A 25986-nucleotide genomic window follows, 5' to 3' on the forward strand; every position below is an offset into this window, starting at 1 on the left:
CGACCAGGTCTGGGGGACCCTGACCGTCGCCTTCGCCTTCGCGCATGAGCCTCGACCTTGAGGCTCACACACGTCTCACGTCAGGTCAATAGTTTGGACTCACAACCAATCATCGAGTGAGGCGCAGGTCCCTGAGCCGCAGGTCGCCCTTGAAGACGACGTACAGGTCGCCCTTGCCGGGCTTCACCGTGGCGCTCGCCGTGCCGTACCGGTAGACGTCGCCGGTCGCCGGCGCCTGGACGGTGCCGAGCAGGGCGCCGGTGGGCGAGCCGAGCCGCAGCTCGACGGAGCCGCCGCTCACCGAGGCGACGCCCGCGGTGAGGCGGGCCCCCCAGGAGGAGCCGGTGAAGGAGATCCAGTCCCCCGCGGAGCCGGCCACGACCTCCCCGCGGACCTTCGACTCGTCGGCGAACTCCACACCGGAGTAGCCGTCGAAGTCCATGGCGCGCGTGGCCTGCGTGAGGTCCCGGACCGGGACGGTCTCGCCGGTCACCTGGAGCGTCGTCCGGGCGCGGACCTGCTCGGACGACGACCCCACGAGCACGTCGTGCGCGGCCGTCTCGACGACCCACCGGCCGCGCGTGTGGTCCCACACGGCCAGGTCGGACCGCTTCAGGGGGAACGTCACCGTCCTGCTCTCGCCGGGGCCCAGCGCGACCCGCTGGAAGCCGCGCAACTGCTCGACCGGCTGCGGGAAGCGGGAGCGCCGCTGGTGGGTGTAGAGCTGCACGACCTCCTCGCCCTTCACCTTGCCGGTGTTGGTGACCTTGACGCTGACCTGCTCGCCCTGGACGCGCAGGCCCTGGTAGCCGAAGGTGGTGTAGCTGAGGCCGTGGCCGAAGGGGTAGAGCGGCCGGCCCCGCTGGTACAGGTACGTCATGCCGGTCCTGACCAGGTCGTAGTCGTGGATGCTCGGCAGCTTGTCGGTGGCGTACCACGTCTGGGTGAGCCGCCCGGCCGGGTTGACGTCGCCGAAGAGCACGTCGGCGACCGCGTGGCCGGTCTCGGCGCCGGCGTGGGTGGTCCACAGCAGCGTCGGCGCGTCCACGATGACGGGGTAGCTGGTCTCCAGGACGACCACGGTCCTCGGGTTGGCCTTGCGGACCGCCTCGATCAGCCGCCGCTGCCCCTCGCCGAGCTGAAGATCGTCCCGGTCGTGGAACTCGCGGGCCGCCACGAACGGGTGGCTGCCGACCACCACGACCGCCACCTCCGCCTTGCGGGCCTGCTCGGCCGCCGCGGCGACGCCGTCGGAGACGACCTCCTTGGCGAAGCGGGCCGCCTGCGCCTTCGGGGCCAGGCCGGGCGTGCCGTCGGCGTTCACGGTCACGTACGGGTCGGGCAGGCCGTACCAGCCCTCGACGCTCTCGTAGCCGGCGTAGCGGATCAGGTAGGAGCCGTCGGCCTGCCGCTCCAGGGCGAACTGCTGCTGGACGTACCAGCCGTCGGGCTCGGCGTCGTCGGTGTCGAGAGAGCGCCAGTCGCCGCCGAGGAGCTTGCCGTTGCCCGCGTTGCGCAGCGTGGACACGCCGCCGGTCCAGTCGGTCAGGTCCCACTGCGAGGCGGAGGTGGGGGCGGTGTCGGTGAGCGCGACGTTGTCGTCCGGGCCGGAGCCGGTGGCGGTGAGGTACCTGCCGGAGCCGAGGTGCTTGAGCGCGATCCGCTCCAGCCCGGCGCCACTCGTGACGTCGGCGACGCGCTCCTTGATCCCGTCGAGCGGGGTCACCTGGTAGGGCGCCTGCCCGCCGTACCAGTCGCGGTAGAGGCGGTCGGCCAGCGGGCCGACGACGGCGGCGCTCTTCGGGCTCGCCAGTGGCAGCACACCGGAGTTGCGCAGCAGCACGGCCGCCTTGCCGGCGGTCTCGCGGTTCAGCTTCCGGTGCGCGGGGCTGTCGATCACGTCCTTGGTGATCTTCTTGTACGGCCCGCCGTCCGGGTCGAAGTGGCCGAGCCGGAACCTGATCGACAGCACGTGCCGCACGGCGTCGTCCACGTCGGCCTGGGTGATGAGGCCGCGGTCCAGGGCGGTCGAGAGGAGCTGGGCGGTCGGCCCCGCGTTGCTGTCGTCCACGGTGTAGCTGTCGAGGCCGGCCTTGAGCACGGAGGCGAACGCCTCAGCCTTGTCGTCGTAGTACTTCTCCTGCTCGGTCAGCGCGTACGGGCCCCAGGCGTCGCTGACGTTGTAGAGCGTCTTGCCCGTCCACGACCGGACGACCTCGTCCAGGTCGGGGTTGACGTGGTTGGGCCGGCCGTTGACCAGGTTGTAGGAGGCCATCACGCCGGTCGCGGCGTCGGCCGAGATCGCGGCCCGGAACGCCTTCTGGTAGTACTCGTTCCTCAGCTTGGGCGTCAGGTTGGAGGAGGTGACGCCGCGGTTGGTCTCGTTGTTGTAGGCGAGGTAGTGCTTCAGCACCGGCGCGGTCTTCAGGTAGAACGGGTCGTCGCCCTGCAGACCCTTGCCGTACGCGGTGGAGATGGCGCCGGTCAGCAGCGGGTCCTCGGAGTAGCCCTCCTCGTTGCGGCCGGCCCGCGGGTCGCGCAGCAGGTCCACGACCGGAGCCCACACCTGGAGGCCCCACAGCGTCGGGTTGACGGCGTTGTAGCCGCGCGCCTCGTCGCCCACGGCCGCGCCGACCCGCTTGACCAGCTCCGGGTCCCACGTGCTGGCCAGCCCGACGGCCTGCGGGAAGACGGTGCCGCTCGCGAACTTCTGCTTCCAGCTGTCGCCGAGGTCGTTGGACCAGCCGACGCCGTGCAGCGCCTCGGTGCCGTTCTTGTGGTACGGGATGCCGAGGCGCGGGATGGCCTGCTGCGACTGGTGCAGCAGGCCCAGCTTCTCGGGCAATGTGAGCCGGCCGAGCAGGTCGTCGACGCGCTGCTCCAGCGGCAGGGCCGGATCACGGAAGGGCGGCTCGTCGGCCGCCTGCGCGGGCGCGGAGAGGAACGACGCCGCCAGCGCGAGGGCGGCCAGCAGGGGGGTGCGGCGTAAGCGTAGGGGCATGGATTCTCCAGAGCGGGAGGCTCACTTGACGGCGCCGACCGTGACGCCTCGGGTGAGCGTTCGTTGGAAGATCAGGAAGAACGCGACCGCCGGGACGATGCCGAGCAGCGCCGAGGCGCTGGACATGGTGGCGTCCATGTACTTCTCGCCCTGCAGGACGCCGAGGGCGACGGGCACCGTCTGGTTGTCGTTGGAGATGAGGAAGATCAGCGGCAGGAAGAACTCGTTCCACGTCCAGATGAAGAAGAAGATCACCAGGACGCTGAGCGTGGGACGGCTGATGGGCACCACGATCCGCCACAGGGCCCGGAAGCGGCCCGCGCCGTCGATGGCCGCCGCCTCCAGGATCTCCCTGGGGAACTGGCCGAGCACGGCGCTGAGCAGGTAGGTGCCGAACGCCGCCTGGATCGCGGTGAACACGATGATCACCGCGAGCTTGGAGTCGTAGAGGCCCACCTCCTTCGACAGGTAGTAGAGGGGGTAGGCCAGCGCCTCCTGCGGCAGGGTGTTGCCCACGAGGAACAGCACGAGGATCCACAGCCGGCCGCGCACCCGCCCGATGCCCAGCGCGTACGCGTTGAGCACCGACAGCACGACGGCGAGCACCGCCACCGAGGCGCTGATGACGAAGCTGTTCCAGAGCTTGCCGCCGAAGTTCACACGCTGCCAGAAGTCGGCGATGCCCTGGAGGTACAGCTCGCCCGGCAGGCTCAGCGGCCCCTCCGCGCCGTACTCCGCCGGCGACTTGACCGCGTTGACCGCCACGATGAGGAACGGGAACAGCATGACCGCGGCCAGCAGGACGAGCGCCGCCAGCACGGCCCACCGGCCCGGCCCCGCCCTCATCGCTCACGCTCCTGCACACGCAGGAACAGGAACGTCACCACGATGATGATCAGGGCCAGCACCGTGGCGATGGCCGAGCCGTACCCGACGTTGCTCTTCTGGAAGAAGTTCAGGTACGAGAAGTACGACGGCACCATCGTGGCGTTGCCCGGCCCGCCGCGCGTGAGCACGTAGATCGGCCCGAACACCTTGAGCGCCGCGATCGTGCAGGTCAGCAGCACCACGAACGTCTCCGGCCGGATCTGCGGGATCGTGATGTGCCAGAACCTGCGCCACCACGACGCCCCGTCGATCTGCGCCGCCTCGTGCAGGGCCGGGTCCACCCGCTGGAGCCCGGCCATGAAGATGACCACGGGGTAGCCGAGCTGGAACCACACCATGACGGCCATCACCGTGGCCAGCGCGAGGTCGGGGTCGCCGAGCCAGTCCAGCTTGAGGCCGAAGATCTGGTTGACCGCGCCGTACGACGGGTGCAGCATCCACCCCCATACGACTCCGGCCACCGCCACGGGCAGCACCTGCGGCAGGTAGTACGCGGCCCGCAGCGCGGCCGCCGTGCGGGAGCCGAACCTGCGGCCGATGTAGTCGAACAGGACGGCCGCCAGCACCAGGCCGAGCGCCGTCGGGACGATCGCCATGGCCACGATGAGGCCGACGTTGTGCTGGAACGACTGCCAGAAGCGCTCGTCGCCCAGCAGCCGCGTGTAGTTGTCCAGGCCGATCCAGCGCGGCGTGCCCACGCCTGACCAGCGGGTGAAGCTCGTGGCGACGTTCATGAGGAACGGCGCCACGATCACGGCGAGGAACAGGACCAGACTGGGGACCAGGTACCACCAGTAGCCCTTGGTGCGAGCGCGCATCTAGTTGCCGATGTCGGCGAGGTTGTCCTCGTACGGCTTGGCGAGCTCGTCCAGCACCTGGGCGGGCGTCTTGCTGCCGTTGACGAGGTTCTGCACGCCGGCCACCATCACGTCGTAGTAGCCCGGCGCCGGCCAGTCGGGGTAGAAGGCCAGGCCGTCGGCGGAGGTGAGCTTGTTGAAGCTCTCGATGAGCTCCTTGCTCTTCGGGTCGGTGATCGCGGCGGGGTCGGCGGCCACCGGGACGCCGCCGGAGTTGCCGAGCAGGTTCTGGATGTCCTTGCTCATCGTGATGTCGATGAAGTCGTAGGCGAGGTCCTTGTTCTCCGACTTCTCCGGCACGACCCACACGTTGCCGCTGGAGCCGGGCGACATGGTGGCGCCGGGGAACAGGAAGTGGCCCCACTCGAACTTCTTGATCTCGGAGGCGAACCGGCCGTACCACCAGCTCCCGCTGATCATCATGGGGTACGTGCCCTTCATGAAGGCCACGCCCATGTCCTCGGCCTTGAGCCCGGCCGAGTTCTTGTCGAGGTAGCCCTTCTTCACCCAGTCGGCCAGGGTCTGGGCGCCGTAGGTGAGCTCGGGCCCGTGGAAGTCCACCTTGCCCTTGTACGACTGGAAGGCGTCAACCCACGGCCGCTGCGCCTTGGTCAGCGCGAGCTGGTAGAAGATCTGCTGGGCGGGGTACTCGGCGCCGGCCGTGGCGATGGGCGTCACGCCGGCCTTGACGAATGTGTCCAGGGCCGCCGTGAGCTCGTCGAACGTGGTGGGCACCTTGACGCCGTGCTTGTCGAACAGCTCCTTGTTGTAGTAGACCATCACGAACTCGCCGTAGTTCGGCACGCCGTACCACTTGCCGGAGCCCATGACGCCCCGGTCGTCGTACTTCGCGGTCACCTGGAGGCCGCCCGGCAGCAGCTTGTCCCAGCCGCGCTTGGTGGCCTGCTCGCTCAGGTCGGCCAGCAGCCCCTGCTTGGACAGCAGGCCGGCGGTGGCGTTGCCCTTGTTGTACTCCATGACGTCGGGCGCCTCGTCGGAGTTGAGCACCATGCTGGCGGTCTTCTGGATCTGCTCGAAGCCCTTCTCCTCGAACTTCACCGTCACGCCGGGGTGCGACGCCTCGAACCGCTTGACCGCCTCGGCCCACGCCTTGCCCATGGCGCTGTCGGCGGTCTCGTAGTGCCAGAGCTTGAGCACGCGCGGCTGGCCGCTCGCGGCGCTCTTGCCGCCGTCGCCCGAGCCGCCCGAGCCTCCGCAGGCCGCGAGCACCAGCGCCACGGCGGCCAGCGCCGCGACGCCCATCGACTTGTTCATGATCTCTCCTGAGTGATGACGGCCCGACCGGGCGCGCCCTCCACCGGGGCGAACTCGACCGTGGCGATCCGTTTCGGTCCGGTGACGGCCACGCGCAGCGTGTCGCCGTCCCGGGTGGCCACGACGACGGTCTCGCCATCGGTGTCGTGGATCTCTGTACGGCTGTCGCCGCCCCCGAAGGCGACCAGGGTGAGCTCGGCCGGCGTGCCGACCGTGTCACCGGGGACGGTGACCGGGATGAGCGCGCCGTGCCGGACGAACAGCGGGACCTGCTCCAGCGGCTTGGCGACGGGGACGTAGCGGGGGCCGGCCAGCACCTCGCCGGTCCAGTAGTCGACCCACTCGCCACGCGGCAGGTAGACCTGGCGCGTGCCGTCCGGTGAGGTCATGGGGGCGACGAGGAGGTCCCGCCCCAGCAGGTACTCCAGGTCGGCCTGCCAGGCGACCGGGTCGTCCGGGTGGTCCACGCACAGGGCGCGCATCATCGGCGCGCCGGTCCTGGCCGCCTCGACGGCCGCCGAGTACAGGTACGGCATGAGCCGGTAGCGCAGCCGCAGCGCCTCGACCGCGTGCTTCTCGACCGCCGGGAACTCCCACGGCTCGCGGCTGGTCGTGCCGTGCAGGCGCAGCAGCGGCGACAGCGCGCCGAACTGGGTCCAGCGCACGTACAGGTCGTCGGTGGGGCGGCCGGTGAAGCCGCCCGCGTCGTGGCTCCAGAACGGCACGCCCGACAGGCCGTGCGCCAGACCGCCGCGCAGCGTGCTGCCCATGGCCGCGTAGCTGGTGTAGGTGTCGCCGCCCCACTGGGCGCTGTGCCGCTGGCCGCCGAGGAACGACGAGCGCGCCCAGACCAGACCGTGCCCGTGGACCTCGCGGGTGACCTCGGCGACGGCGTCGTTGAACAGCAGCGTGTAGACGTTGTGCAGGTCGGTGCCGGTCATGCCGTTGTAGGCGACGGCGTCGCGCGGCACGCCCTCGGCGAAGTCGGTCTTGAACGCCTGCACGCCCTGCCGCAGGAGCGGGCGCAGCAGGCCCTGGAACCAGGCGACGGCCTCGGGGTTGGTGAAGTCGACGATGCCGCAGGGCGGGAACGAGCCGTGCCAGCAGTCGGCGACGTACGCCTCCCCCGCCGCCGTTTTCAGGAAATATCCGGCGTTGGCCGCTTCCAGGAAGGCGGGACTGAGGTGGGAGATGTACGGGTTCATCCAGAGGCAGACCTTGAACCCCATGCCGTCCAGCTCCGCGAGCATCGCCTCCGGGTCCGGGAACGTCTCCGGGTCCCAGCGCAGGTCCGACCAGTGGCCCTCGGCCTGCCAGTACGTGTCCAGGTGGAGCACGTCGCACGGGATGCCCCGCTCCCGGATCGTGCGTGCCCGGGCGAGCACCCGCTCCTGGCTGTCCACGAAGAACCCCGAGGAGATCCAGGTGCCGAACGCCCACTTCGGCGGCAGCGCGGGCCGGCAGGTCAGCCGGTCGTACCGGTCGAGCACCTCCGGCGGGGTCGGCCCGGCCAGCACGTAGTAGTCGAGGACGTCGTCGGGCACGAGGACCTGCACGACGCTGTGGGTGGACTGGCACACGTCGAACTCCGCCGGGGCGCCGCTGTCGAGCAGCACGCCGTACCCCCTGCTCGACACGTACAGGGGCACGTTCTTGTACGCGCGCTGCGACTCGGCGCCGAAGGCGTCGAAGTTCCACATGACCGGGCGCTGCCCGCGCTTGTCCAGCGGCGTGAACGACTCGCCGAACCCGGCGAACGCCTCGTCGGGGGCCGCGCCGAAGCTCTCGTGATAGGCGGCCGGCGCGCCGCCCGCGGCGGAGCGGCCGAACGGCAGTGTGCGCATCCGCCCGCTGATGTCGGTGTGGCCCCGGTCCTGCTCGACGAGGGTCCGGCCGGAGGCGTCGGTGAAGCGCAGGTGCCACGGCGACAGGCTGATCTCGGCCCGCAGCGAGCCGGCGTCCACGACGATCGGGCCGCCGGGAACCGCCTCGGCCCGGGCCCCCTCGTACGTGCCGGGGGTGACGAGCGTGAGGGCCCGTTCGGAGCGGGGGCGGGCGTCGGCGTCCTCGCTCAGCCGTACCCGGATCACCCCCTCACCGGCCACGCCGACCTGCACGACCAGGGTCTCCTCGGCGCTGGTGGTCGCCTTCAGCATGACGCCCGCCTCGCCCACGGCGACCGGCTCGGCGGCGGTCACCGCGGACAGGCCGCCCTCTCCGTGCTCGCGCACCGGCAGCTCGGGCGGGTCGGCGACAAAGTACTCGTGCGCGACCAGCGGGGGGCGGTACGGCATGGAGGCTCCTTCCACGGCTTGCGCCAGCTCGTGGATTAGTTTGCTGTCCATACCAACAAACGTCAACGATTCGGGGGCCCGGAATGTACGGTTCGCCGGATGACTACCGGGCGTGCCGCTGCTCGAATCAGCGGTCCGTGGACGCCCGGCTCTTGCGGGAGCGGTAGTTCGCCGCCTTGACGCGGTTGCCGCACTCCTCCATGCCGCACCACTGCCGGTTGCCGGCGCGGGAGCGGTCGACGAAGACCCGGGTGCACGCCTCGCGGCCGCACTCGCGGACCCGCAGCGCGTCGATCCCGCCCAGCAGCCGGACCGCCGAGCGGGCCACGTCGGCGGCGACGGCCCCGGCGTCCCCGGTCCGCGCGACGCCGGAGGGGGTCAGCGACATCCGGGCCGGCGTGCCGCCCGCCTCCTCGTTGACCAGGCGCAGGTCGTCGCCGGGCCAGGGCAGCCCCTGCATGCCGTGGGTGGCGAGCCGGTAGACCGCCTCGCGCAGCGCGCGCAGCCGGCGCAGGTCCGCGACGTCGAGGGCGGGCTCCTCGGTGAGCACGCCCGCCTCGACGGCCCATCGCGCCAGGTCGGCGGGGGTCCGCAGGAGCTCCTCGGGCTCGCTCCGCCGCCACTTCAGCGTGCCGGCGAGGTCGAGCGCGAGGTCGCCGCTGACGAAGACGAAGCTCACGTCACCATCTTGACAGGTGACGGCCGAGAGGCGCAATGTTTGCGTCACCTGCCAAGCAGGTGACGCACGGACCAGGAGCCACTTTGATCACCGATGACGACTACCTGTACTTCGCCAACCGGGCCCTCGACGGCATGACCGGCATCGTGGCCGGCCTGGGCGACGAGCTGGCCAACACCAGGCCGGCCCTCCCGGGGGCCAACTCGCCGTACGCGCTGCTCACCCACTGCCTCGGAGTGGTCTCCTACTGGGCCGGCGCGCTGGTCGCGGGGCGTGCGGTCGACCGCGACCGCGACGCCGAGTTCGGCAGCGCGGGCCCGGTGCGCCCGCTGCTCGACCGGGCGGCGGCGGTGCGCGCACAGCTCGCCGAGGACGTGCGCTCCGCCGAGCCGGACGCGCCGCTGCGGGCCGCCCCGCCGGCCGCCTTCCTCGGCCCCGACCGGGAGCTCACCCAGGGCGCGGCCCTGCTCCACGTCTACGAGGAGCTGGCGCAGCACCACGGCCAGATGGAGATCCTGCGCGACGCCCTCCTGGCCGGCGAGCCGGCGGGACTCCCCCGATGAGCGGGCCGTTCGAGACCGTCGACGTCGCCCGCCTGCGCTCGGGGCACGGCGTGAAGTGGGGATCGCTGCCCGCCGCCACCATCGGCGCGTGGGTGGCCGACATGGACTTCGGGGTCCCGCCCGCCGTGCGCGAGAGCATCGTCCGCGTCACCGAGCGCGAGGACTTCGGGTATCCGTTCTGGCCCGGACAGGATCCGGTGGTCGAGGCGTTCGAGGAGCGGATGGCCGGCCGTCACGGATGGACCCCGCGGCCCGGCCGGACCCGCGTGTTCACCGACCTCATCCAGATCCTCCAGGTCATGATCGAGCACGCCACCGATCCGGGCGACGGCATCGCGATCCACGTGCCGTCCTACCCGCCGTTCCTGGCGAGCATCGCCCGCTCGGGCCGCCGGATCGTGCCCCTGCCGATGGTGTGGAGCGAGACGGGCTGGGGCTTCGCGGCCGAGGGGCTGACCGCCCGGCTGCGCGAGCAGGGCTGCAGGATGATCGTCCTGGTCGACCCGCACAACCCGACCGGCCGCGTGTTCACGCGCGCGGAGCTCGCCCCGCTGGCCGAGGCGGCCGAGGAGCTGGACCTGGTGGTCCTGGCCGACGAGATCCACGCCGACCTGGTCTTCTCGCCGCACCGCCATGTGCCGTTCGCCTCGCTCGGCGCGGACGCCGCGGCGCGGACGATCACCGCGACGTCGGCCACCAAGGCGTTCAACATCGCCGGCCTGCGGTGCGCCGTCGCCCACATCGGGCCGGACCGCGTCTGGAAGTCGCTGGCCGAGGCCCCGCTGGACTACTTCGGCACGCCGAGCGTCCTCAGCCGGGTCGCCACCGTGGCCGCCTGGCGGGAGGGGGAGGCCTGGCTGGAGCAGCTCATGCTGACCCTCGACGACAACCGGCGCGCGGTCGCGCGGTGGGCGGCGGCCTCGCCGTGGGACCTGCGCCACCACACCCCGGAGGCGACGTACCTCGCCTGGCTCGACTTCGCCGGCATGCCGCCGGCCGACGGCGGTCCCGGCGCCCTGCTGGAGCGCCGGGCCGGGGTGAAGCTCAGCGAGGGGGCCGAGTTCTCCGAGCACACCGGGGTCGACACGGCCTCGTTCGCGAGGCTCAACTTCGCGACCAGCCCCGCCAACCTCCAGGAGATCCTGTCCCGCGTCGCCTCGCTGTGGGCCTAGATGCCGATGGCGGCCTCGGGCTGCATGAGCCGGCGGGCCGCCTCCGTGATCGACCCCGACAGCGACGGGTAGACCGCGAACGTATGCGCGAGCTGGTCCACGGTCAGCCGCTGCTGGACCGCCACCGACACGGCGAGGATCAGCTCCGACGCGCGCGGCGCCACCACCACGCCGCCCAGCACGATGCCGGTGTGCGGCCGGCAGAACAGCTTGACGAAGCCGTCGTTGAAGCCCGACATCTTGGCCCGCGCGTTGGTCGCGAGCGGCAGCTTGACGACGTTGGCCTCGATCTCACCGGCCTCGATGGCCCGCTGCGCCACGCCGACGGCGGCGATCTCGGGGTCGGTGAAGATGTTGGAGGCCACGGTGGCCAGCCGCAGCGGCTGGACGGCCTCGCCGAGCGCGTGCCAGACGGCGATGCGGCCCTGCATGGCCGCCACCGAGGCGAGCATGAGCACGCCGGTGCAGTCGCCCGCGGCGTAGACGCCGGGCGCGGAGGTGCGCGAGACCTTGTCGACCTTGACGAAGCCGCCCCGGTCGAGCTGCACCCCGGCCTCCTCCAGGCCCATGCCGCCCGTGTTGGGCACCATGCCGACCGTCATGAGCGCGTGGGAGCCCTCGGCGGTGCGGCCGTCCTCCAGCGTCACCACGACGCCGTCGGCCGTGCGCTTGACGGAGGCGGCGCGCGAGCGGCCCATGACGTTCATGCCGCGGCGGCGGTAGACCTCTTCGAGCACCTCGGCGCCGTCGGCGTCCTCGTTGGGCATCATGCGGTCGCGGCTGGAGACGAGCGTGACCTCGGCGCCGAGCGAGCGGTAGGCGCCCGCGAACTCCGCGCCGGTGACGCCGGAGCCGACCACGATGAGGTGCTCGGGCAGCTCCTCCAGGTCGTAGAGCTGGCGCCAGGTGAGAATGCGCTCGCCGTCGGGCTCGGCGCCCGGCAGGACGCGCGGGGTGGCGCCGGTGGCGACGAGCACCACGTCGGCCCGGATCGTGCGGTCGCCCGCCTTGACCACCTGCGGGTCGACGAGCCTGCCGCGCGCCTTGACGATCTCGACGCCCTCGGCGGCGACGCGCGCCGCGATGTCGGCCGACTGCGCCTGGGCCAGCTCCTTGACGCGTTTGTTGACCAGCGGCAGGTCCACGGTCGCCGCGCCGATGTCGCCGTCGCCGCCGCCGGAGAAGCCCACGCCCAGCGACGGGGCGTCGAGCAGGGCCTGTTTGCGGACGGAGGTCGCGATCAGCGTCTTGGACGGCACGCAGTCGGTCAGCACGCAGGCGCCGCCCGGGCCGTCCTGCTCGACCATCGTGACCTGCGCGCCTAGTTGCGCGGCCACGAGGGCCGACTCGTATCCGCCTGGTCCGCCGCCGATGATCACGATCTTCGTCACGTGTACCATTCTCCCGCATCGTCCGGCCCGCCGACGAACGGGGCGGTCCTCACCGCGCTACCCTTGTCAGCTGTGCCTGTCTACGCCGCCTACGGCAGCAACATGGACCCCGAGCAGATGGCCATGCGCGCCCCGCACTCTCCGATCCGGGGCGTCGGCTGGCTGCAGGGCTGGCGACTGACGTTCGGCGGTGAGGACATCGGCTGGGAAGGCGCGCTGTCCACCATCGTCGAGGACCCCGACGAGCACGTCTTCGTCGTCCTGTACGACGTGCCCGAGGTGGACGAGACCTCGCTCGACCAGTGGGAGGGCGCGGTCCGTGGCCTGTACCACAAGGTACGGCTGCGGGTGCAGACCCTGGACGGCGACCTGGTGCCCTGGTTCTACGTCCTCAACGGCTACGAGGGCGGCCTGCCCTCCGCCCGCTACCTCGGCATCCTGGCCGACGCGGCGGAGCGGGCGGGCGCCCCCGACGACTACGTCAAGGGGCTCCGCGGCCGCCCCTGCAAGTCCCTCGGCAGCTGAGCTAGGCGAGCGGCTGGTCCTTCGTCTCCTTCAGCGCGAACACGTACACGCAGGTGGAGACCAGCGCCAGCGCCGAGACGTACCACGGGAAGAGGTACATCGCCTTGGCGTCCTGCAGCGCCGTGCCGATAAGCGGCGCCGTGCCGCCGAAGATCGCGACGGTCAGCGAGTACGGGAAGCCCACGCCGGCCGCGCGCACCCGGGTCGGGAAGAGCTCGGAGTTGATCGCGGCCGCGATCGACGTGTAGCAGGCGAGGAAGACCATCCCGAGGCACTGGATGAGCAGCAGGCTGGCGAACGAGTTCGACAGCATGCCGAGCAGCGGCACCGGCAGGATGAGGAAGCCCAGACCGAAGGTGATGAGCATCGGCCTGCGGCCGACCTTGTCCGACAGCATGCCGAGCAGCGGCTGCAGGATCATGAAGAAGAGCAGCGAGATCGTGCCGACCTCCAGCGATGCCGCCTTGTCGAACTTCACGGTGAGCTGGGCGTAGGTGGGCAGGAACGTCGTCCAGGTGTAGTAGGAGACGGTGCCCGCGACCGTGATGCCGACGATCAGCGCCGCCTTGGTCGGGTAACGGAGCAGGAACTCGAACATCTTCGGCCGCTCGACCCTGCCCTGACGGATGTCCTCGGCGACCGTGCTGGTCTCCTCGGCGCCCTTGCGGATCCACAGGCCCACGAGGCTGATGACGGCGCCGATCACGAACGGGATGCGCCAGCCGTACGAGTTCATGTCGCCGTCGCTGAGCACGTTGGCGAGCACGGCGGCCAGACCGGAGGCCAGGAGCTGGCCGATCGTGGTGCTGACGTACTGGAAGCTGGAGAACAGGCCGCGGCGGCCGGGAGGCGCCGACTCCACGAGGAACGTGGTGGCGGCGGCGAACTCGCCGCCGACCGACAGTCCCTGGATGAGCCGCGCGAGCACCAGGATGATCGGCGCGAGCAGTCCGGCCGCGGCGTACGTCGGCGTGACCGCCAGCAGCAGCGACCCGGCGCCCATCAGGATGATCGTGAACGTCATGGCGGCCTTGCGGCCGAACCGGTCGGCGAAGGCGCCCACGACCAGCCCGCCCAGCGGGCGCATGAAGAAGCCGACGGCGAAGACGGCGAAGCTGCTGAGCAGGGGGACGAGCGAGTCGCCCGTGTCCGGGAAGATCTGCTTGGAGAAGTAGATCGCCAGGAAGCTGTAGGTGTACCAGTCGAACCACTCGACGACGTTCCCGACGCTGGCCGCCATGAGCTGACGGACGCGGCTTCGGGGGATGCCGACAGGGGACGGCGCAACGGGGGAGGTCGCCACAGGGGCTCCTTTGCTGAAAGGTGCGGTATGGCTTACTGTGCAATTGGACGACCGAAACAGTCAAATAGCAAGGCATATATTTACAAACCCGACACAGAAACGGCTCTGAGTGGACGTTCTCGACCGAAGGCTGGTCGCCGCCCTCCAGGTCAGCCCGCGCGCCACGTGGGGTGAGATCGGCAGGGCGGTCGGCGAGCACGAGCGCACGGTCGCGCGCCGGCTGCAACGCCTGATCTCCGACGGCGCGATACGCGTCACCGCGATCTACGACGACCTCCGCTCCGGCCACGGGCGCCCCGTTCACCTGCACGTCCAGGTCCGTCCCGGCACGGCCGCGTCCGTCGCCAAGTCGCTGGCCGACCGGCCGGACACCCGCTCGGTCTACTCGCTCACCGGCGTCGCCGACATCGGCTGCGAGCTCGTGTCGCCGTCGCGCGAGGCGCTGCACGACATCATCTCCGCGCAGGTGCCCGAGATCGACGGCGTCCTCCAGACGCAGACCCAGGTCGTGCTGCACACGTTCCGGACCGTGGCCGAGTGGCACGCGCCGTACCTCACCGAGCAGGAGGTGGCCGAGCTGCGCCCGGCCGCCGCGAGCCACCCGCTGCCCGACGAGGACGGCATGTCGCCCCTGGAGCAGGAGATCGCCGCGCTGCTCGTCACCGACGGCCGCATCGCCTTCACCGCCATCGCCGAACGGCTCGACGTCTCCGTCCCCACCGCCCGGCGGCGCGTCGCCTCGCTCCTCGAACGCCGGCTCCTGCTGCTGCGCGCCGAGGCCGAGCCGGCCCTGCTCGACCTGGAGGTGGAGGCCCAGCTCTGGCTCAAGGTCCGCCCGGGCGGGCTGGACGCGGTCGGCCGCACCCTGGCCGCCCACCCCCACGTGCGTTACTGCGCCGCGACGGCGGGCACCCACTCCCTCATCGTGCAGGTGGCGGTGGCCCACGAGGCCGCCCTCTACCGTCTGCTCACGGGTGTCGTCGGCGGCCTCGACGAGGTCACCGGCACCGACGTCACCCTCATCACCCGCGCCTACAAGCGCGGCCACCTCCGCAAGTCCGGCCTTCTCACCCTGGAAAGGACACCATGACTCCCGCCGAGACTCCCGCCGCCACTCCTGCCGCCACTCCCGCCGAGAACGAGGTCGCCGAGCTCTGCTCCGAGCTGATCCGGATCGACAGCAGCAACTACGGCGACGGCAGCGGTCCCGGGGAGCGCGCGGCCGCCGAGGCGGTCATGGCCCGGCTGGCCGAGGTCGGCATCGAGGCCGCCTACATCGAGAGCGAGCCCGGCCGCGGCAACGTGATCACCCGTGTGGAGGGCACCGACCCGTCGCTGCCCGCGCTGCTCGTGCACGGCCACCTGGACGTGGTGCCCGCCAACGCGGCCGACTGGTCCGTGGACCCCTTCGGCGGCGAGGTCCGCGACGGCTACATCTGGGGCCGCGGCGCCGTGGACATGAAGGACATGGACGCGATGATGCTCGCCGTCCTGCGCCAGCTCACCCGCGACGGCCGCCGTCCGCGCCGCGACCTGGTCTTCGCCTGGGTCGCCGACGAGGAGGCCGGCGGCGTGTACGGCGCCAAGCACCTCACCAAGCACCACCCCGAGCTGTTCGAGGGCGTCACCGAGGCCATCAGCGAGGTCGGCGGGTACTCCCTGGAAGTGGACCCGTCGCTGCGGCTCTACCTCATCGAGACGGCCCAGAAGGGCCTCGGCTGGATGCGGCTGATCGCCGACGGCACCGCCGGGCACGGCTCCATGCTCAACCCCGACAACGCCGTCACCGAGATCGCCAAGGCCGTCGCCCGGGTCGGCGCCCACGAGTGGCCCATCACGCTCACCCCGACCGTCCGCACGTTCCTCACCGAGGTCGCCGCCGCCTTCGGCATCCCCTTCGACGAGAACGACCCCGCGCCCGTCCTCGACAAGATCGGGCCACTGGTCCGCTTCGTCGGCGCCACTCTCAACCACACCGCCAACCCCACCCAGCTCGACGCCGGCTACAAGTCCAACGTGATCCCCGGCCAGGCGAGCGCCGTCATCGACGGCCGCTTCCTGCCCGGCCACGAGGACGAGTTCTTCAAGACCATCGACGAGCTCATCGGCCCGAAGGTGCGCCGGGAGTTCGTCCACCACGACATCGCGCTGGAGACGTCGTTCGACGGCGCCCTGGTCGAGTCGATGATCGCGGCCCTGAAGGCCGAGGACCCGACGGCGCGGGCGGTGCCGTACTGCATGTCGGGCGGCACCGACAACAAGACCTTCTTCGCCGACCTGGGGGTGCGCGGGTTCGGCTTCGTGCCGCTGCGGCTGCCCGGCGACATGGACTTCGCGTCGATGTTCCACGGCGTGGACGAGCGGGTGCCGGTGGACGCGCTCCAGTTCGGCGTGCGGGTGCTCGACAGGCTGCTCCTAAACTACTGAGGTGACCAACGACCCGTACAAACTGGCCGATGAGGCCGCCGCGGCGCTGAAGGCGGCGAGCGGCCTCGACAGCTTCGACGTGGCGCTCGTGATGGGCTCCGGCTGGGTCCCGGCCGCCGACGCGCTCGGGGAGGTCGTGGCGGAGATCCCGCTCACCGACCTGCCCGGTTTCGCGGCCCCGGCCGTGGCCGGACACGGCGGCAGGATCCGCGTCGTCCGCACCGGCGCCGGCCGGCACGCGCTCGTCCTCCTCGGCCGCACCCACCTCTACGAGGGGCGGCCGGTCGACGCTGTGGTCCACGGCGTGCGCACCGCCGCCGCGGCGGGCGTCCGGACGGTCGTCCTCACCAACGCCGCCGGCGGCCTGCGCCCCGAGACGCAGCAGGTGGGCGACCCGGTGCTGATCAGCGACCACATCAACCTGACGGGCGCCAACCCGATCACCGGCACCACCTTCATCGACCTGTCCGAGGTCTACTCCAGGCGGCTGCGGGCGCTCGTCCACGAGGTGGACCCGTCCATCGCGGAGGGTGTCTACGTCGCCTTCCGCGGCCCCACCTACGAGACGCCGGCAGAGATCCGCATGCTGCGCACGCTCGGTGGCGACCTCATCGGCATGTCCACGGTGCTGGAGGCCATCGCCGCGCGGGAGGCCGGGCTGGAGGTGCTCGGCGTCTCCCTGGTCACCAACCCGGCCGCGGGCCTGTCGGACCAGGTGCTCGACCACAAGGAGGTCCTGGAGGTCGGCCGCGCCACGGCCGCCCGCATGGGCGTCCTGCTCGCCAAGGTCGTCGACCGGCTATGACATCGGACCCGCGCATGACACCCGGCCCCCGCCCCACCTCGGACCCGCGCCCGGCCCCGGAGCCGGGCACGACCCCGCGTCCCGCCGCCGGGCCGGATCCGGTCGCCGGCCAGGACCTCGTGGCGGCCGCCCGCGCGTGGCTGCTCCAGGACCCCGACCCCGAGACCCGGGCCGAGCTGTCGGCCCTCCTCGACTCGGGCGACTCCGAGGCGCTGCTCGACCGGTTCGGGCGCAAGCTGGAGTTCGGCACGGCGGGGCTGCGGGGCGAGCTCGGCGCGGGCCCCAACCGCATGAACCGGGTCACCGTCATGCGCGCCGCCGCCGGCCTGGCCGCCGTGCTCGGCCCCGGCAGGCACGTGGTCATCGGCTACGACGCCCGGCACAACTCCGACGTGTTCGCCCGCGACACGGCGGCCGTGCTGACCGGCGCGGGCGTGCACGCCTCGATCCTGCCCTGCCCGCTGCCCACCCCGGTGCTCGCCTTCTCCGTGCTCCACCTGGAGGCCGACGCCGGCGTCATGGTCACGGCCAGCCACAACCCGCCCCGCGACAACGGCTACAAGGTCTACTGGGGCGACGGCTCGCAGATCACCCCGCCGATCGACAGCGAGATCTCCGCCGCGATCGACGCCGTGGGCCGCGTCGACGAGCTGCCGCTCGGCTCGCCGGGCACGCTGACGGAGCTGGGCGAGGACATCGTCGACGACTACATCGACGCGATCACCGCCCTGCCCCTCGGCGACGCCCGTGAGCTGCGGGTGGCGTACACGCCGCTGCACGGGGTCGGCGGCGGCACGCTGACCGACGCTTTCCTGCGGGCGGGATTCGAGAGCCCGACGGCCGTCGAGGAGCAGCGCAACGCCGACCCCGGCTTCCCCACGGTCGCCTTCCCCAACCCGGAGGAGCCCGGCGCGATGGACCTCGCGTCCGCGCTGGCGGCGCGCATGGAGGCCGACCTGGTGCTGGCCAACGACCCCGACGCCGACCGGTGCGCGGTGGGCGTCCCGCTGCCCGGCGGCTCGGTGCGCATGCTGACGGGCGACGAGGTGGGCGGGCTGCTGGCCGAACACGTGATCACCCACACCACGGGCGACCGCATGGTGGCCACCACGATCGTCTCCTCCACCCTGCTGAGCAAGATCGCCCGTGCCCACGGCGTCCGCTACGGCGAGACCCTGACCGGCTTCAAGTGGATCATCAAGGCGGGGCCGGGACTGGTCTTCGGCTACGAGGAGGCCATCGGCTACAGCGTCGGGTCCGGCGCGGGGCTGCCGGTGCGCGACAAGGACGGCATCGGCGCCGCGCTCACGGTCGCGGCCATCGCCGCGGCGGCCCGGCGCGACGGCCGCACGCTCCTCGACCTCCTGGACGACCAGGCCCGCCGCTACGGCCTGCACGCCACGGCCCAGCTCTCGGCCCGGGTCGAGGACCTGTCGCTGATCGCCGGCGCCATGGCCCGCCTCCGGACCCACCCTCCGGCCACGCTTGGCGGACGCACGGTCGAGCGGGCCGACGACCTGAGCCGCGGCGACGGCGGCCTGCCGCCGACCGACGGCCTGCGCTACACGCTGTCGGGCGGCGCCCGCGTCGTGGTGCGCCCCTCCGGCACGGAGCCCAAGCTCAAGTGCTACCTGGAGGTGGTGGTCCCGGTCACGGACGACGTACCGACGGCCCGCGCCGAAGCCGCCCGCGCCCTCGACGCCCTCAGGGCCGACCTGACGAAGGCCCTCGACCTGCACTGACGTCCGCGGATCGGCCGGGCGACCGTCGCACCCGGCCGGACGGACGTGCCACTCCCCGGCCGCGCGCCCCTGAGACGCCCGGCCGGACGCCCCGCACCCCGGCCGCGCGCCCCTGGGACGCCCGGCCGGGGCGGTCGGGGTCGGGCGGTGTCAGGCCGGTGTCGCGCCGAACGCCGCCGCGCGGTGGGTCACCCATTGGGCGTAGGTGAACGCCGGCCGCCCGGTGACCTCCTCGACCGTCGGCACCACCTCCTCCGGCTCGCCGACTCTCGCGGCGAACCCGTCGATGAGCTCGTCGACCACCGGTGCGGGCATCCCGTGGCGCAGCATCCGCTCCCGGAACTCCGCGCGGGGCAGCTCCTCGAACCGCAGCGGCCGCCCGATCGTCTCCGCGATGATCCGCACGCGCTCGATCTGGGTCAACGCCTGGGGCCCGGTCAGGAGGAACGACTCGCCGGTACGCCGGTCGAGGAGGGCGCGCACGGCGACCGCGGCGATGTCGCGCGGATCGACGGGCGCCAGGGCGGACTCGCCGTGTATACCGCGGACGACCCCGTCGTCGCGGATCTGGGGCGCCCAGACGAGGTCGTTGGTCATGAACGCGCCGGGGCGCACGAACGTCCACGGCAACCCTGACGCCTCGACGGCCCGTTCCAGCCGCAGGTGCTGCTCCCCGATCCACCCGGGCGTGGAGAACGTGACGGTCTGCGAGGACAGCAGCACGACGTGCCGCAGACCGGCGTCCCGGGCCGCGTCGAGGAATCCGCCGACCCCGGTGAAGACGGGGAACAGGAACGCCCGCTCGACGCCGGACAGCGCCCGCGTCAGGGTCTCCGGCCGGGTCAGGTCGCCGGGCAGGACCTCGGCGTCCGCCGGGAAGGAGCGGGCGGCGGGGTCGCGGCTCATGACGCGTACCTTCTCGCCCGCGTCGAGGAGCCGGCGGACGACCTCGGCGCCGACGTTGCCGGTGCCACCGGTTACCAGAATCATGGTGAGGATCTCCTGTTCGTCATCGAATGGGCCGGCGGGCCTGGTTGGCCTCGCGGACGACCGCCCAGGCATCCGCCACCGGGCCCAGGTGCCGCAGCTTGTCGGGGTTGATCACGGCACGGATCATCTGGACCCGCCCGTCCAGGACGTCGAGCGCCAGGGCGTTGACGACCTTGCCGTCGCGGTCGCGGAAGATCGCGCCCGGCTGGCCGTTCATCTCGTGCGGCTCCACCGTGCCGCCGATCCGCAGGAACGGCGCGACGATCGAGGCCAGCGTCCGGGCGACGTTCTCGGCGCCGAAGACGCCCTTGCCCCACAGCGGGGCCTTGCCGCCGCTGTCGCCGGCCATCTGCACGTCGGCGGCCAGCAGCTCCCGCAGCCCGTCGACGTCCCCTTTCTGGAAGGCGTCGAAGAACCGTCCGGCGAGCTCCTCCCGCTCGCGGCGATCCGCCGCGAACCGGGCGCGTCCGGCGTCCATGTGGCGGCGGGCCCGCACCGCGAGCTGGCGGCACGCCGCCTCCGAGCGGCCCACCGCCGAGGCGACCTCCGCGAAGCCGAACCCGAACACCTCCCGCAGCACGAAGACCGCCCGCTCCAGCGGGCTGAGCCGCTCCAGCAGCAGCAGGGCCGCCATCGACACCGAGTCGGCCAGCTCCGCCGACCGCTCCGGGTCCTCGTACGGGTCGGCCAGCAGCGGCTCGGGGAACCACTGCCCGGCGTACTCCTCCCGCCGCACGCGCGCCGAGCGCAGCACGTCGATCGCGATCCGCGACACCGTGGCCGACAGGAACGCCTTGACCGAGGCGGGCCGGGTCGCGGAGGACGCGTAGCGCAGCCAGGTCTCCTGCACCGCGTCCTCCGCCTCGCTCACGCTGCCGAGAATCCGGTAGGCGATCGAGAACAGCAACGGCCGCAGCTCCTGGAACTCCTGCGCCCTGCTCATGCCAGCTCCTCCTCGAACCCCTGCCGCCAGGACGGGTGGCGCAGCTCCCAGCCGAGCTCGCGCTTGGCCTTGGCGTTGGAGAAGCCGCGCCCCTCGGTCATCATCGCGACCGCCGTCGGGCCGGCCAGCAGCCGGGCCAGCCAGACGGGGATCCGCATGGGCGGCTTCGCCCCGGCGCACACCGCCAGATGGGGCAGCCAATCGCGGGCCGGGGCCGGCTCGTCGTCCACGATGTTGAACACGCCCTTGACCCGCTGCTCCACCGCCAGCACGGTGGCGCCGGCCGCGTCGTCCAGGTGCACCCACGAGCTGTAACCGCCGCCGTCGCCGATCACCGGGTACTGCCGCCTGCGCACCAGCTCGACCTGGTCGTCCGTGGCGCCCGGCCCGTAGAACGAGCCGTAGCGCAGGACCGCGCCCCCGGCCTTGACCACCACGTCCTCCAGGTGCCGGATCGCCCGCGCCCCCTGGCCGGTGCTGGTGGGGTCCAGCGGGTCCTCCTCGGTCTTGATCCATCCGCCCTGGCGGATGCCGTTCCAGGAGGCGTAGCCCTGCGCGACGACGTGCGACACCCCGGTCGCCTCGGCGGCGGCCAGCAGGTGGTCCGTCCCCTCGGTGCGCAGCCGGTTGGTGACGGCGAACCAGCGGTCGAAGTGCTTGATATCGGGCTTGCCGGAAATAGCCGTCATCTGGTGCACGATCACGTCCGGACGGGCATGGGCCACCGCCTCACCGACCGAGCGCGCGTCCAGCCCGTCCATCACGACCGCCTCGGCGCCCAGCCGCTTCAGCAGGCTGAGCCTTGCCGGGCTGGTCGTGGTCGCCGTCACCTCGTGGCCCCGCGCCACGAGCCGCGGCAGCAGCCGCCGCCCCAACACTCCGGCCCCGCCGGCCACGAACACTCGCATGACCATCACCTTCCCGACGCGCATGTCTGTCTCCGTCACCCGAGACGAGACAGCCCGCCCGCCTGTGACATGGCGGGCGGGCGAGCCGGCGGACCGGGGGACGTGACCTCGATCACCGGTGCGGGCGGGCGGGTGCCGTGGTGGCGCTCAGGCGAGGCGGAACTCCAGCGTGGTGTCCCAGTTCGCCGGGTCGGGCTCGACGCGCGGGTCGGTCTCGTAGAGCTCCAGGCGGCAGCCCCAGCGCTCGACACCGTCGCGCTCCGCGAGGTCCCACGTCAGGCCCTCCTTGTCCGCCCAAGCCAGCAGGTCGCCGATGACGCCGGCCAGGCGGTCGGGGTGCCCGTGGTGGGTGACCGTGGCGTAGCGCCCGGCCGGGAGCGCGGCGGCGAAGAAGCCGGCCTCCTCCGCCAGGGCCCCGTCCACGGGCCGGGCGATCGGCACGCCCGCCTCCACCTCCAGGCGGTCGGCGGCCATCTCGATCACCCGGTACCTGAGGAACGGGGCGCCGGCCAGGGCGAGGCCCTGCCGTCCCAGCCAGGCGATCAGCTCGGGGATGCGGTCGGCCACCTCGCCGAAGGTCGTCATGGTGATGGTCCTGATCACGCCGACGTAGGGACGGTCGGGATGGTCCACGATGTGGGGCATGGTCATGGGTTCCTCCTTCTCTCACCCATGGGTACGGAGCCGGGGCGCCGAACTCATCGGCAGGCCGAACATCGGGAACAGCCGGTCCCCGAGATAGGTGGTCTGGCCCGTGACCAGCCCGCCCGAGGTCTCGAACAGCACCAGCGCGAACGGCCGCCCCTCCCGGTACTGGCCGAAGGCCGCGGCACCGTTCGCCCGCCCGGCGGGCACCAGCCGGGACCCCGCGCAGGGCGCCCCGGCCGCCCGCAGGACCGCGCCGACGGCGTCCCGGCCGCGCAGCCACCACGTGTACGGCGGCATCGACATCGTGGCGTCCTCGTGCAGCAGCGCGACGAGGGTCTCGACGTCGTACCGCTCGAACGCGTCCACGTACCGGCCGAGCAGCTTCTCGTCCACCTCCCCGTCCGCCTCCCCGGACGAGCCGTCCGGCGGGGCGGGCAGGACGGCCCTGGCGCGTTGCAGCGCGCTGTTGACCGCGGCGACGCTCACGCCGAGCAGGACGGACACCTCCGCGGCGCGCCAGCGCAGCACGTCGCGCAGGATCAGCACGGCCCGCTGCCGCGGCGGCAGGCGCTGCAGCGCGGCCACGAACGCCAGCCGCACCGTCTCCCTGGCGACGGCCTGCTCGGCCGGGTCGGCGGGCAGCACGCGGCCGTCGGGGACGGGCAGGACCCACCGCTCCTCGGGCAGCGGCGCGCCCAGGCCCGTGCCGGGCGCCGCCGCCGGGGCGAGGTCCATGGCACGAGCCCGCCGCTGGGGGCCGCGGAGCATGTCGAGGCAGACGTTCGTGGCGATGCCGAACAGCCAGGACCGGAGGGAGGCGCGGCCCGGGTCGTAGCGGTCGAGGCTTCGCCACGCCTTGACCAGGGTCTCCTGCACCGCGTCCTCGGCCTCGAACCCGGAGCCGAGCATGCGGTAGCAGTGGCCGGTCAGCTCGGCGCGGTGGCGTTCGAGGTCCGCGGGGCCGTGTCCGCCGCCGTCACCTCGATCTGGAGCTCCGTCACCCACGCGTCCTCCTCCTCCGGGCAGTCCAGGTACACCTCCCTGCCGAGCGACAGGGACCGGTAGCCGTTCTCCTCGATCCAGTGCGCCAGCGCCTGGAACGTCGCTCCCACGCCGTCCATGGACCCGTGGTGGATGACCGTGGCCGCCGTCCCGACGCCCGGCAGGGTGACGACCCGCAGATCATGACCGGTCGGGGTCCCGGCCGCGACGGGCACCGTGGCGTGGACCCGCACCGTGCCGTCCTCCTCCGGGAGGTAGTACGCGATGCCCGGGCCGGCCGCCGGGACGCCCGCCGCCTCCAGCCGCGCGCCCAGCTCGCGGTAGAGCGGCTTGATGACCGGCCCGATGTGCTCCGGCTCGTAGCTCGCGGCGATCGCGCTCAGCTCCGCCACCCTGGTCGCGGGCACCTTCTTGACCACCACGTCGACGGCTCCCATGCCGCCCTCCTTCTCGATCGCGCGGAGCCTCGCCTCGACGCCGCGCAGCCGGGCCCGGTCGGCGCTGATGCGCGCCTCCAGCTCGGCGCGGCGCAGCCGCACCATGCCGTGCAGCTCCTCCGAGCTCACCGCGTCGTCGAGGATCGCCCTGACCTGCTCCAGCGTGAAGCCGAGGTCCTTGAGCGCGACGACGCGGTTGAGGCGGGAGAGCTGGACCGCCTCGTAGGAGCGGTAGCCCGTGACCGGGTCCACGTGCGCGGGCCGCAGCAGGCCGAGGGCGTCGTAGTGGCGCAGCATGCGCACCGACACGAGCCCGAGCCTGGCGAAGTCTCCGATGCCGAACATGACCTCCCCAGGTGTAGGGCCTCACACGGTGTCAGGGTCAACGCCGGGGGCGGTCCGTCAGCCCGCGACCACGGCGACGACCACCATGACCAGGGCGACGGCGAGGGCCGCGAACGAGTCGAACGCCCACGACACGCGCACCGGCCCCGCGTCCTGCTCGCGCCGTCTGGCGGACTCGGCGCGCTCGGCGATCTGCTCCCCCACCCAGTCGGCGTGGGTCTTGCCGGCCAACGCCTGCGCCGCGGCCTGCTCCGCCGGGCTCAGCACCGGCTCGGTGTCGAAGCGGCCGCGCCGCGGCGGCGCCGCGCCCCGGCGCTGGGCCTTGGCCCGCTCGCGGGCGCCGCTGATCGGCGTCCACAGGCGCAGCAGCCGGCCGTCGTAGCGGACGTTGATGGAGTGGGAGACGGTGGCCTCCTCGATCGACTCCCACGGCAGGGTGGTCGTGCGCAGTGGGTTGCGGCCGACGAGCGCGGTCTCGGTGAAGAGGGTGACCGGCCTGAGCGCGGCCAGGTACACGAGCGCCGTCAGCACCGCGAGCACGGCCAGCGCGACCAGCGACGCCTTGCCGTTGTAGCGGACGATCAGATCGAAGACGTTCAGCGCGGCGAACGCCACCCACACCCACCCGAGGATGAACGCGGACCTCGACCGGTACGCCTGCCTCACGGCTGCCACTTCAGCCGCGCGAAGCCGGGCTTGATGACGCCGTTGATCAGCGCCAGCCGCTCGTCGAACGGCAGGAACGCCGACTTCATGGCGTTGACCGTGAACCACTGGAGGTCGTCCCAGCCGTAGCCGAACGCCTCGGCCAGCTTGGCGAACTCCTGGGACAGGCAGGTCGAGCTCATCAGCCGGTTGTCGGTGTTGACGGTGACGCGGAAGTAGAGGCGGCGCAGCAGCCCGATGGGGTGCTCGGCGATCGAGCGGGCGGCGCCGGTCTGCAGGTTGGAGGTGGGGCACATCTCCAGCGGGATGCGCTTGTCGCGTACGTACGCGGCGAGGCGGCCCAGCTTGGCGGTGCCGTCCTCGGCCACGGAGATGTCGTCGATGATCCGCACGCCGTGCCCCAGCCGGTCGGCGCCGCACCACTGGATGGCCTGCCAGATCGACGGCAGCCCGAACGCCTCGCCGGCGTGGATGGTGAAGTGGGCGTTCTCCCGCTGGAGGTACTCGAAGGCGTCGAGGTGGCGGGTGGGCGGGTAGCCGGCCTCGGCGCCGGCGATGTCGAAGCCGACCACGCCGACGTCGCGGTAGCGCACGGCCAGCTCGGCGATCTCCATCGAGCGGGCGGCGTGGCGCATCGCGGTCAGCAGCGTGCCGACGCGGATGCCGCGGCCCCGCGAGCCCTCCCGGAACCCCTCCAGCACCGCCTCCACCACCTGGTCGAGGCTGAGCCCGGCGGTGGTGTGCTGCTCGGGCGCGAAGCGCACCTCGGCGTAGACGACGCCGTCGGCGGCCAGGTCCTCGGCGCACTCGGCGGCCACGCGGACCAGCGCCTCGCGGGTCTGCATGACGCCCACCGTGTGGTCGAACGTCGTGAGGTAGCGCTCCAGCGAACCGGAGTCGGACGCCTCCTCGAACCACTGCCGCAGCTCGCCGGGGTCGGTCGTGGGCAGCCCGCCGTAACCGGCCTCGCGCGCCAGCTCCACGATCGTCTCGGCCCGCAGGCCGCCGTCGAGGTGGTCGTGGAGCAGCACCTTGGGCGCCCGGCGGATCTCGTCAATCGTGGGGCTCATCAGGCCATGATATGTGGCCTCTCCCCCGCCTCAGGGAGCACGTACGGCGTGCCCC

Annotated in this window: 23 protein-coding genes; 7 read left to right on the plus strand and 16 right to left on the minus strand. The window is 72.2% G+C overall.

Annotation, left to right across the window (positions count from 1 at the left end; translation table 11 throughout):
• Window positions 1-109: 109 nt before the first annotated feature.
• The 6 genes from ABZS51_RS21125 to ABZS51_RS21150 all read right to left on the minus strand — a co-directional run bounded on the left by ABZS51_RS21125 (window position 110) and on the right by ABZS51_RS21150 (window position 8994).
• The gene (locus ABZS51_RS21125) at window positions 110-3001 is read right to left on the minus strand and encodes a glycoside hydrolase family 3 C-terminal domain-containing protein (protein WP_355443489.1); all 2892 of its coding nucleotides are present in this window, start codon (window positions 2999-3001) and stop codon (window positions 110-112) included.
• Window positions 3002-3022: 21 nt separating this feature from the next.
• Window positions 3023-3847, minus strand: coding sequence for a carbohydrate ABC transporter permease (locus ABZS51_RS21130; RefSeq protein WP_310708310.1), 825 nt, complete (start codon window positions 3845-3847; stop codon window positions 3023-3025).
• Complete coding sequence (locus tag ABZS51_RS21135) at window positions 3844-4707, minus strand: sugar ABC transporter permease (RefSeq protein ID WP_310708311.1); 864 nt, start codon at window positions 4705-4707, stop codon at window positions 3844-3846. Before ABZS51_RS21135 ends, ABZS51_RS21130 begins: the two co-directional genes overlap by 4 nt.
• Window positions 4708-6021 carry an extracellular solute-binding protein gene (locus ABZS51_RS21140; protein ID WP_355443492.1) on the minus strand — a complete coding sequence of 438 codons (1314 nt, stop codon included), beginning with the start codon at window positions 6019-6021 and terminating at the stop codon, window positions 4708-4710.
• On the minus strand, window positions 6018-8315 hold the full coding sequence (locus tag ABZS51_RS21145; RefSeq protein WP_355443495.1) for a TIM-barrel domain-containing protein: 2298 nt from the start codon (window positions 8313-8315) through the stop codon (window positions 6018-6020). Before ABZS51_RS21145 ends, ABZS51_RS21140 begins: the two co-directional genes overlap by 4 nt.
• A 127-nt stretch (window positions 8316-8442) precedes the next feature.
• Entirely contained in the window at window positions 8443-8994 is a 552-nt protein-coding gene (locus ABZS51_RS21150) for an ABATE domain-containing protein (RefSeq protein ID WP_355443498.1), read from the minus strand.
• Window positions 8995-9077: 83 nt separating this feature from the next.
• Between ABZS51_RS21150 and ABZS51_RS21155 the strand changes: the two genes are divergently transcribed.
• Window positions 9078-9557: a DinB family protein gene (locus tag ABZS51_RS21155; RefSeq protein WP_355443501.1), complete on the plus strand. Its 480-nt coding sequence runs from the start codon at window positions 9078-9080 to the stop codon at window positions 9555-9557.
• Window positions 9554-10729 carry an aminotransferase class I/II-fold pyridoxal phosphate-dependent enzyme gene (locus tag ABZS51_RS21160; protein ID WP_355443504.1) on the plus strand — a complete coding sequence of 392 codons (1176 nt, stop codon included), beginning with the start codon at window positions 9554-9556 and terminating at the stop codon, window positions 10727-10729. Before ABZS51_RS21155 ends, ABZS51_RS21160 begins: the two co-directional genes overlap by 4 nt.
• On the opposite strand, the gene ABZS51_RS21165 is transcribed toward ABZS51_RS21160, so the two are convergent.
• On the minus strand, window positions 10726-12120 hold the full coding sequence (locus ABZS51_RS21165; RefSeq protein WP_310708317.1) for an NAD(P)H-quinone dehydrogenase: 1395 nt from the start codon (window positions 12118-12120) through the stop codon (window positions 10726-10728). The genes ABZS51_RS21160 and ABZS51_RS21165 overlap by 4 nt on opposite strands.
• Before the next feature lie 72 nt (window positions 12121-12192).
• Here ABZS51_RS21165 and ABZS51_RS21170 point away from each other — a divergent pair, with 72 nt between their 5' ends.
• Window positions 12193-12645, plus strand: coding sequence for a gamma-glutamylcyclotransferase (locus tag ABZS51_RS21170; protein WP_355443507.1), 453 nt, complete (start codon window positions 12193-12195; stop codon window positions 12643-12645).
• A gap of 1 nt (window position 12646) precedes the next feature.
• Here ABZS51_RS21170 and ABZS51_RS21175 read toward each other — a convergent pair whose 3' ends face one another.
• Window positions 12647-13948, minus strand: coding sequence for an MFS transporter (locus tag ABZS51_RS21175; RefSeq protein ID WP_310708319.1), 1302 nt, complete (start codon window positions 13946-13948; stop codon window positions 12647-12649).
• Window positions 13949-14057: 109 nt separating this feature from the next.
• Between ABZS51_RS21175 and ABZS51_RS21180 the strand changes: the two genes are divergently transcribed.
• The 4 genes from ABZS51_RS21180 to ABZS51_RS21195 are packed head-to-tail and all read left to right on the plus strand — an operon-like array spanning window position 14058 to window position 18922.
• A complete protein-coding gene (locus ABZS51_RS21180; RefSeq protein WP_355443510.1) occupies window positions 14058-15038 on the plus strand; it encodes an Lrp/AsnC family transcriptional regulator in 981 nt (326 codons plus the stop codon).
• Complete coding sequence (locus ABZS51_RS21185) at window positions 15035-16375, plus strand: M20/M25/M40 family metallo-hydrolase (protein WP_355443513.1); 1341 nt, start codon at window positions 15035-15037, stop codon at window positions 16373-16375. Before ABZS51_RS21180 ends, ABZS51_RS21185 begins: the two co-directional genes overlap by 4 nt.
• Before the next feature lies 1 nt (window position 16376).
• Window positions 16377-17180, plus strand: coding sequence for a purine-nucleoside phosphorylase (locus tag ABZS51_RS21190; protein ID WP_355443516.1), 804 nt, complete (start codon window positions 16377-16379; stop codon window positions 17178-17180).
• Window positions 17177-18922: a phospho-sugar mutase gene (locus ABZS51_RS21195; RefSeq protein ID WP_355443519.1), complete on the plus strand. Its 1746-nt coding sequence runs from the start codon at window positions 17177-17179 to the stop codon at window positions 18920-18922. Before ABZS51_RS21190 ends, ABZS51_RS21195 begins: the two co-directional genes overlap by 4 nt.
• 150 nt (window positions 18923-19072) lie before the next feature.
• On the opposite strand, the gene ABZS51_RS21200 is transcribed toward ABZS51_RS21195, so the two are convergent.
• The 8 genes from ABZS51_RS21200 to ABZS51_RS21235 form a co-directional block, all read right to left on the minus strand.
• On the minus strand, window positions 19073-19912 hold the full coding sequence (locus tag ABZS51_RS21200) for an NAD(P)H-binding protein (protein WP_355443522.1): 840 nt from the start codon (window positions 19910-19912) through the stop codon (window positions 19073-19075).
• A gap of 19 nt (window positions 19913-19931) precedes the next feature.
• Complete coding sequence (locus ABZS51_RS21205) at window positions 19932-20855, minus strand: RNA polymerase sigma-70 factor (protein ID WP_355443525.1); 924 nt, start codon at window positions 20853-20855, stop codon at window positions 19932-19934.
• Complete coding sequence (locus ABZS51_RS21210) at window positions 20852-21763, minus strand: NAD(P)-dependent oxidoreductase (protein WP_355443528.1); 912 nt, start codon at window positions 21761-21763, stop codon at window positions 20852-20854. Before ABZS51_RS21210 ends, ABZS51_RS21205 begins: the two co-directional genes overlap by 4 nt.
• Window positions 21764-21910: 147 nt before the next feature.
• Complete coding sequence (locus tag ABZS51_RS21215) at window positions 21911-22414, minus strand: GyrI-like domain-containing protein (protein ID WP_355443531.1); 504 nt, start codon at window positions 22412-22414, stop codon at window positions 21911-21913.
• Window positions 22415-22429: 15 nt separating this feature from the next.
• A complete protein-coding gene (locus ABZS51_RS21220; protein WP_355443534.1) occupies window positions 22430-23416 on the minus strand; it encodes a sigma-70 family RNA polymerase sigma factor in 987 nt (328 codons plus the stop codon).
• Window positions 23338-24195, minus strand: a complete 858-nt coding sequence (locus ABZS51_RS21225) for a MerR family transcriptional regulator (protein ID WP_355443537.1) — start codon at window positions 24193-24195, stop codon at window positions 23338-23340. Before ABZS51_RS21225 ends, ABZS51_RS21220 begins: the two co-directional genes overlap by 79 nt.
• 57 nt (window positions 24196-24252) lie before the next feature.
• A complete protein-coding gene (locus ABZS51_RS21230; protein WP_355443540.1) occupies window positions 24253-24861 on the minus strand; it encodes a hypothetical protein in 609 nt (202 codons plus the stop codon).
• Complete coding sequence (locus tag ABZS51_RS21235) at window positions 24858-25931, minus strand: adenosine deaminase (protein WP_310708329.1); 1074 nt, start codon at window positions 25929-25931, stop codon at window positions 24858-24860. Before ABZS51_RS21235 ends, ABZS51_RS21230 begins: the two co-directional genes overlap by 4 nt.
• Window positions 25932-25986: the final 55 nt, after the last annotated feature.

Source organism: Nonomuraea sp. NPDC005501 (assembly GCF_040605905.1).
In the GTDB taxonomy this organism is placed as follows: Bacteria; Actinomycetota; Actinomycetes; order Streptosporangiales; family Streptosporangiaceae; genus Nonomuraea.

What these genes read in the sequence shown, in the direction of transcription:
- ABZS51_RS21160 (WP_355443504.1), top strand. Translation starts at nt 9,554, where the DNA reads ATGAGCGGGCCGTTCGAGACCGTCGACGTCGCCCGCCTGCGCTCGGGG.
- ABZS51_RS21235 (WP_310708329.1), bottom strand. Translation starts at nt 25,931, where the DNA reads ATGAGCCCCACGATTGACGAGATCCGCCGGGCGCCCAAGGTGCTGCTC.
- ABZS51_RS21140 (WP_355443492.1), bottom strand. Translation starts at nt 6,021, where the DNA reads ATGAACAAGTCGATGGGCGTCGCGGCGCTGGCCGCCGTGGCGCTGGTG.
- ABZS51_RS21130 (WP_310708310.1), bottom strand. Translation starts at nt 3,847, where the DNA reads ATGAGGGCGGGGCCGGGCCGGTGGGCCGTGCTGGCGGCGCTCGTCCTG.
- ABZS51_RS21135 (WP_310708311.1), bottom strand. Translation starts at nt 4,707, where the DNA reads ATGCGCGCTCGCACCAAGGGCTACTGGTGGTACCTGGTCCCCAGTCTG.
- ABZS51_RS21195 (WP_355443519.1), top strand. Translation starts at nt 17,177, where the DNA reads ATGACATCGGACCCGCGCATGACACCCGGCCCCCGCCCCACCTCGGAC.
- ABZS51_RS21210 (WP_355443528.1), bottom strand. Translation starts at nt 21,763, where the DNA reads ATGCGAGTGTTCGTGGCCGGCGGGGCCGGAGTGTTGGGGCGGCGGCTG.
- ABZS51_RS21225 (WP_355443537.1), bottom strand. Translation starts at nt 24,195, where the DNA reads ATGTTCGGCATCGGAGACTTCGCCAGGCTCGGGCTCGTGTCGGTGCGC.
- ABZS51_RS21145 (WP_355443495.1), bottom strand. Translation starts at nt 8,315, where the DNA reads ATGCCGTACCGCCCCCCGCTGGTCGCGCACGAGTACTTTGTCGCCGAC.
- ABZS51_RS21215 (WP_355443531.1), bottom strand. Translation starts at nt 22,414, where the DNA reads ATGACCATGCCCCACATCGTGGACCATCCCGACCGTCCCTACGTCGGC.
- ABZS51_RS21185 (WP_355443513.1), top strand. Translation starts at nt 15,035, where the DNA reads ATGACTCCCGCCGAGACTCCCGCCGCCACTCCTGCCGCCACTCCCGCC.
- ABZS51_RS21125 (WP_355443489.1), bottom strand. Translation starts at nt 3,001, where the DNA reads ATGCCCCTACGCTTACGCCGCACCCCCCTGCTGGCCGCCCTCGCGCTG.
- ABZS51_RS21205 (WP_355443525.1), bottom strand. Translation starts at nt 20,855, where the DNA reads ATGAGCAGGGCGCAGGAGTTCCAGGAGCTGCGGCCGTTGCTGTTCTCG.
- ABZS51_RS21200 (WP_355443522.1), bottom strand. Translation starts at nt 19,912, where the DNA reads ATGATTCTGGTAACCGGTGGCACCGGCAACGTCGGCGCCGAGGTCGTC.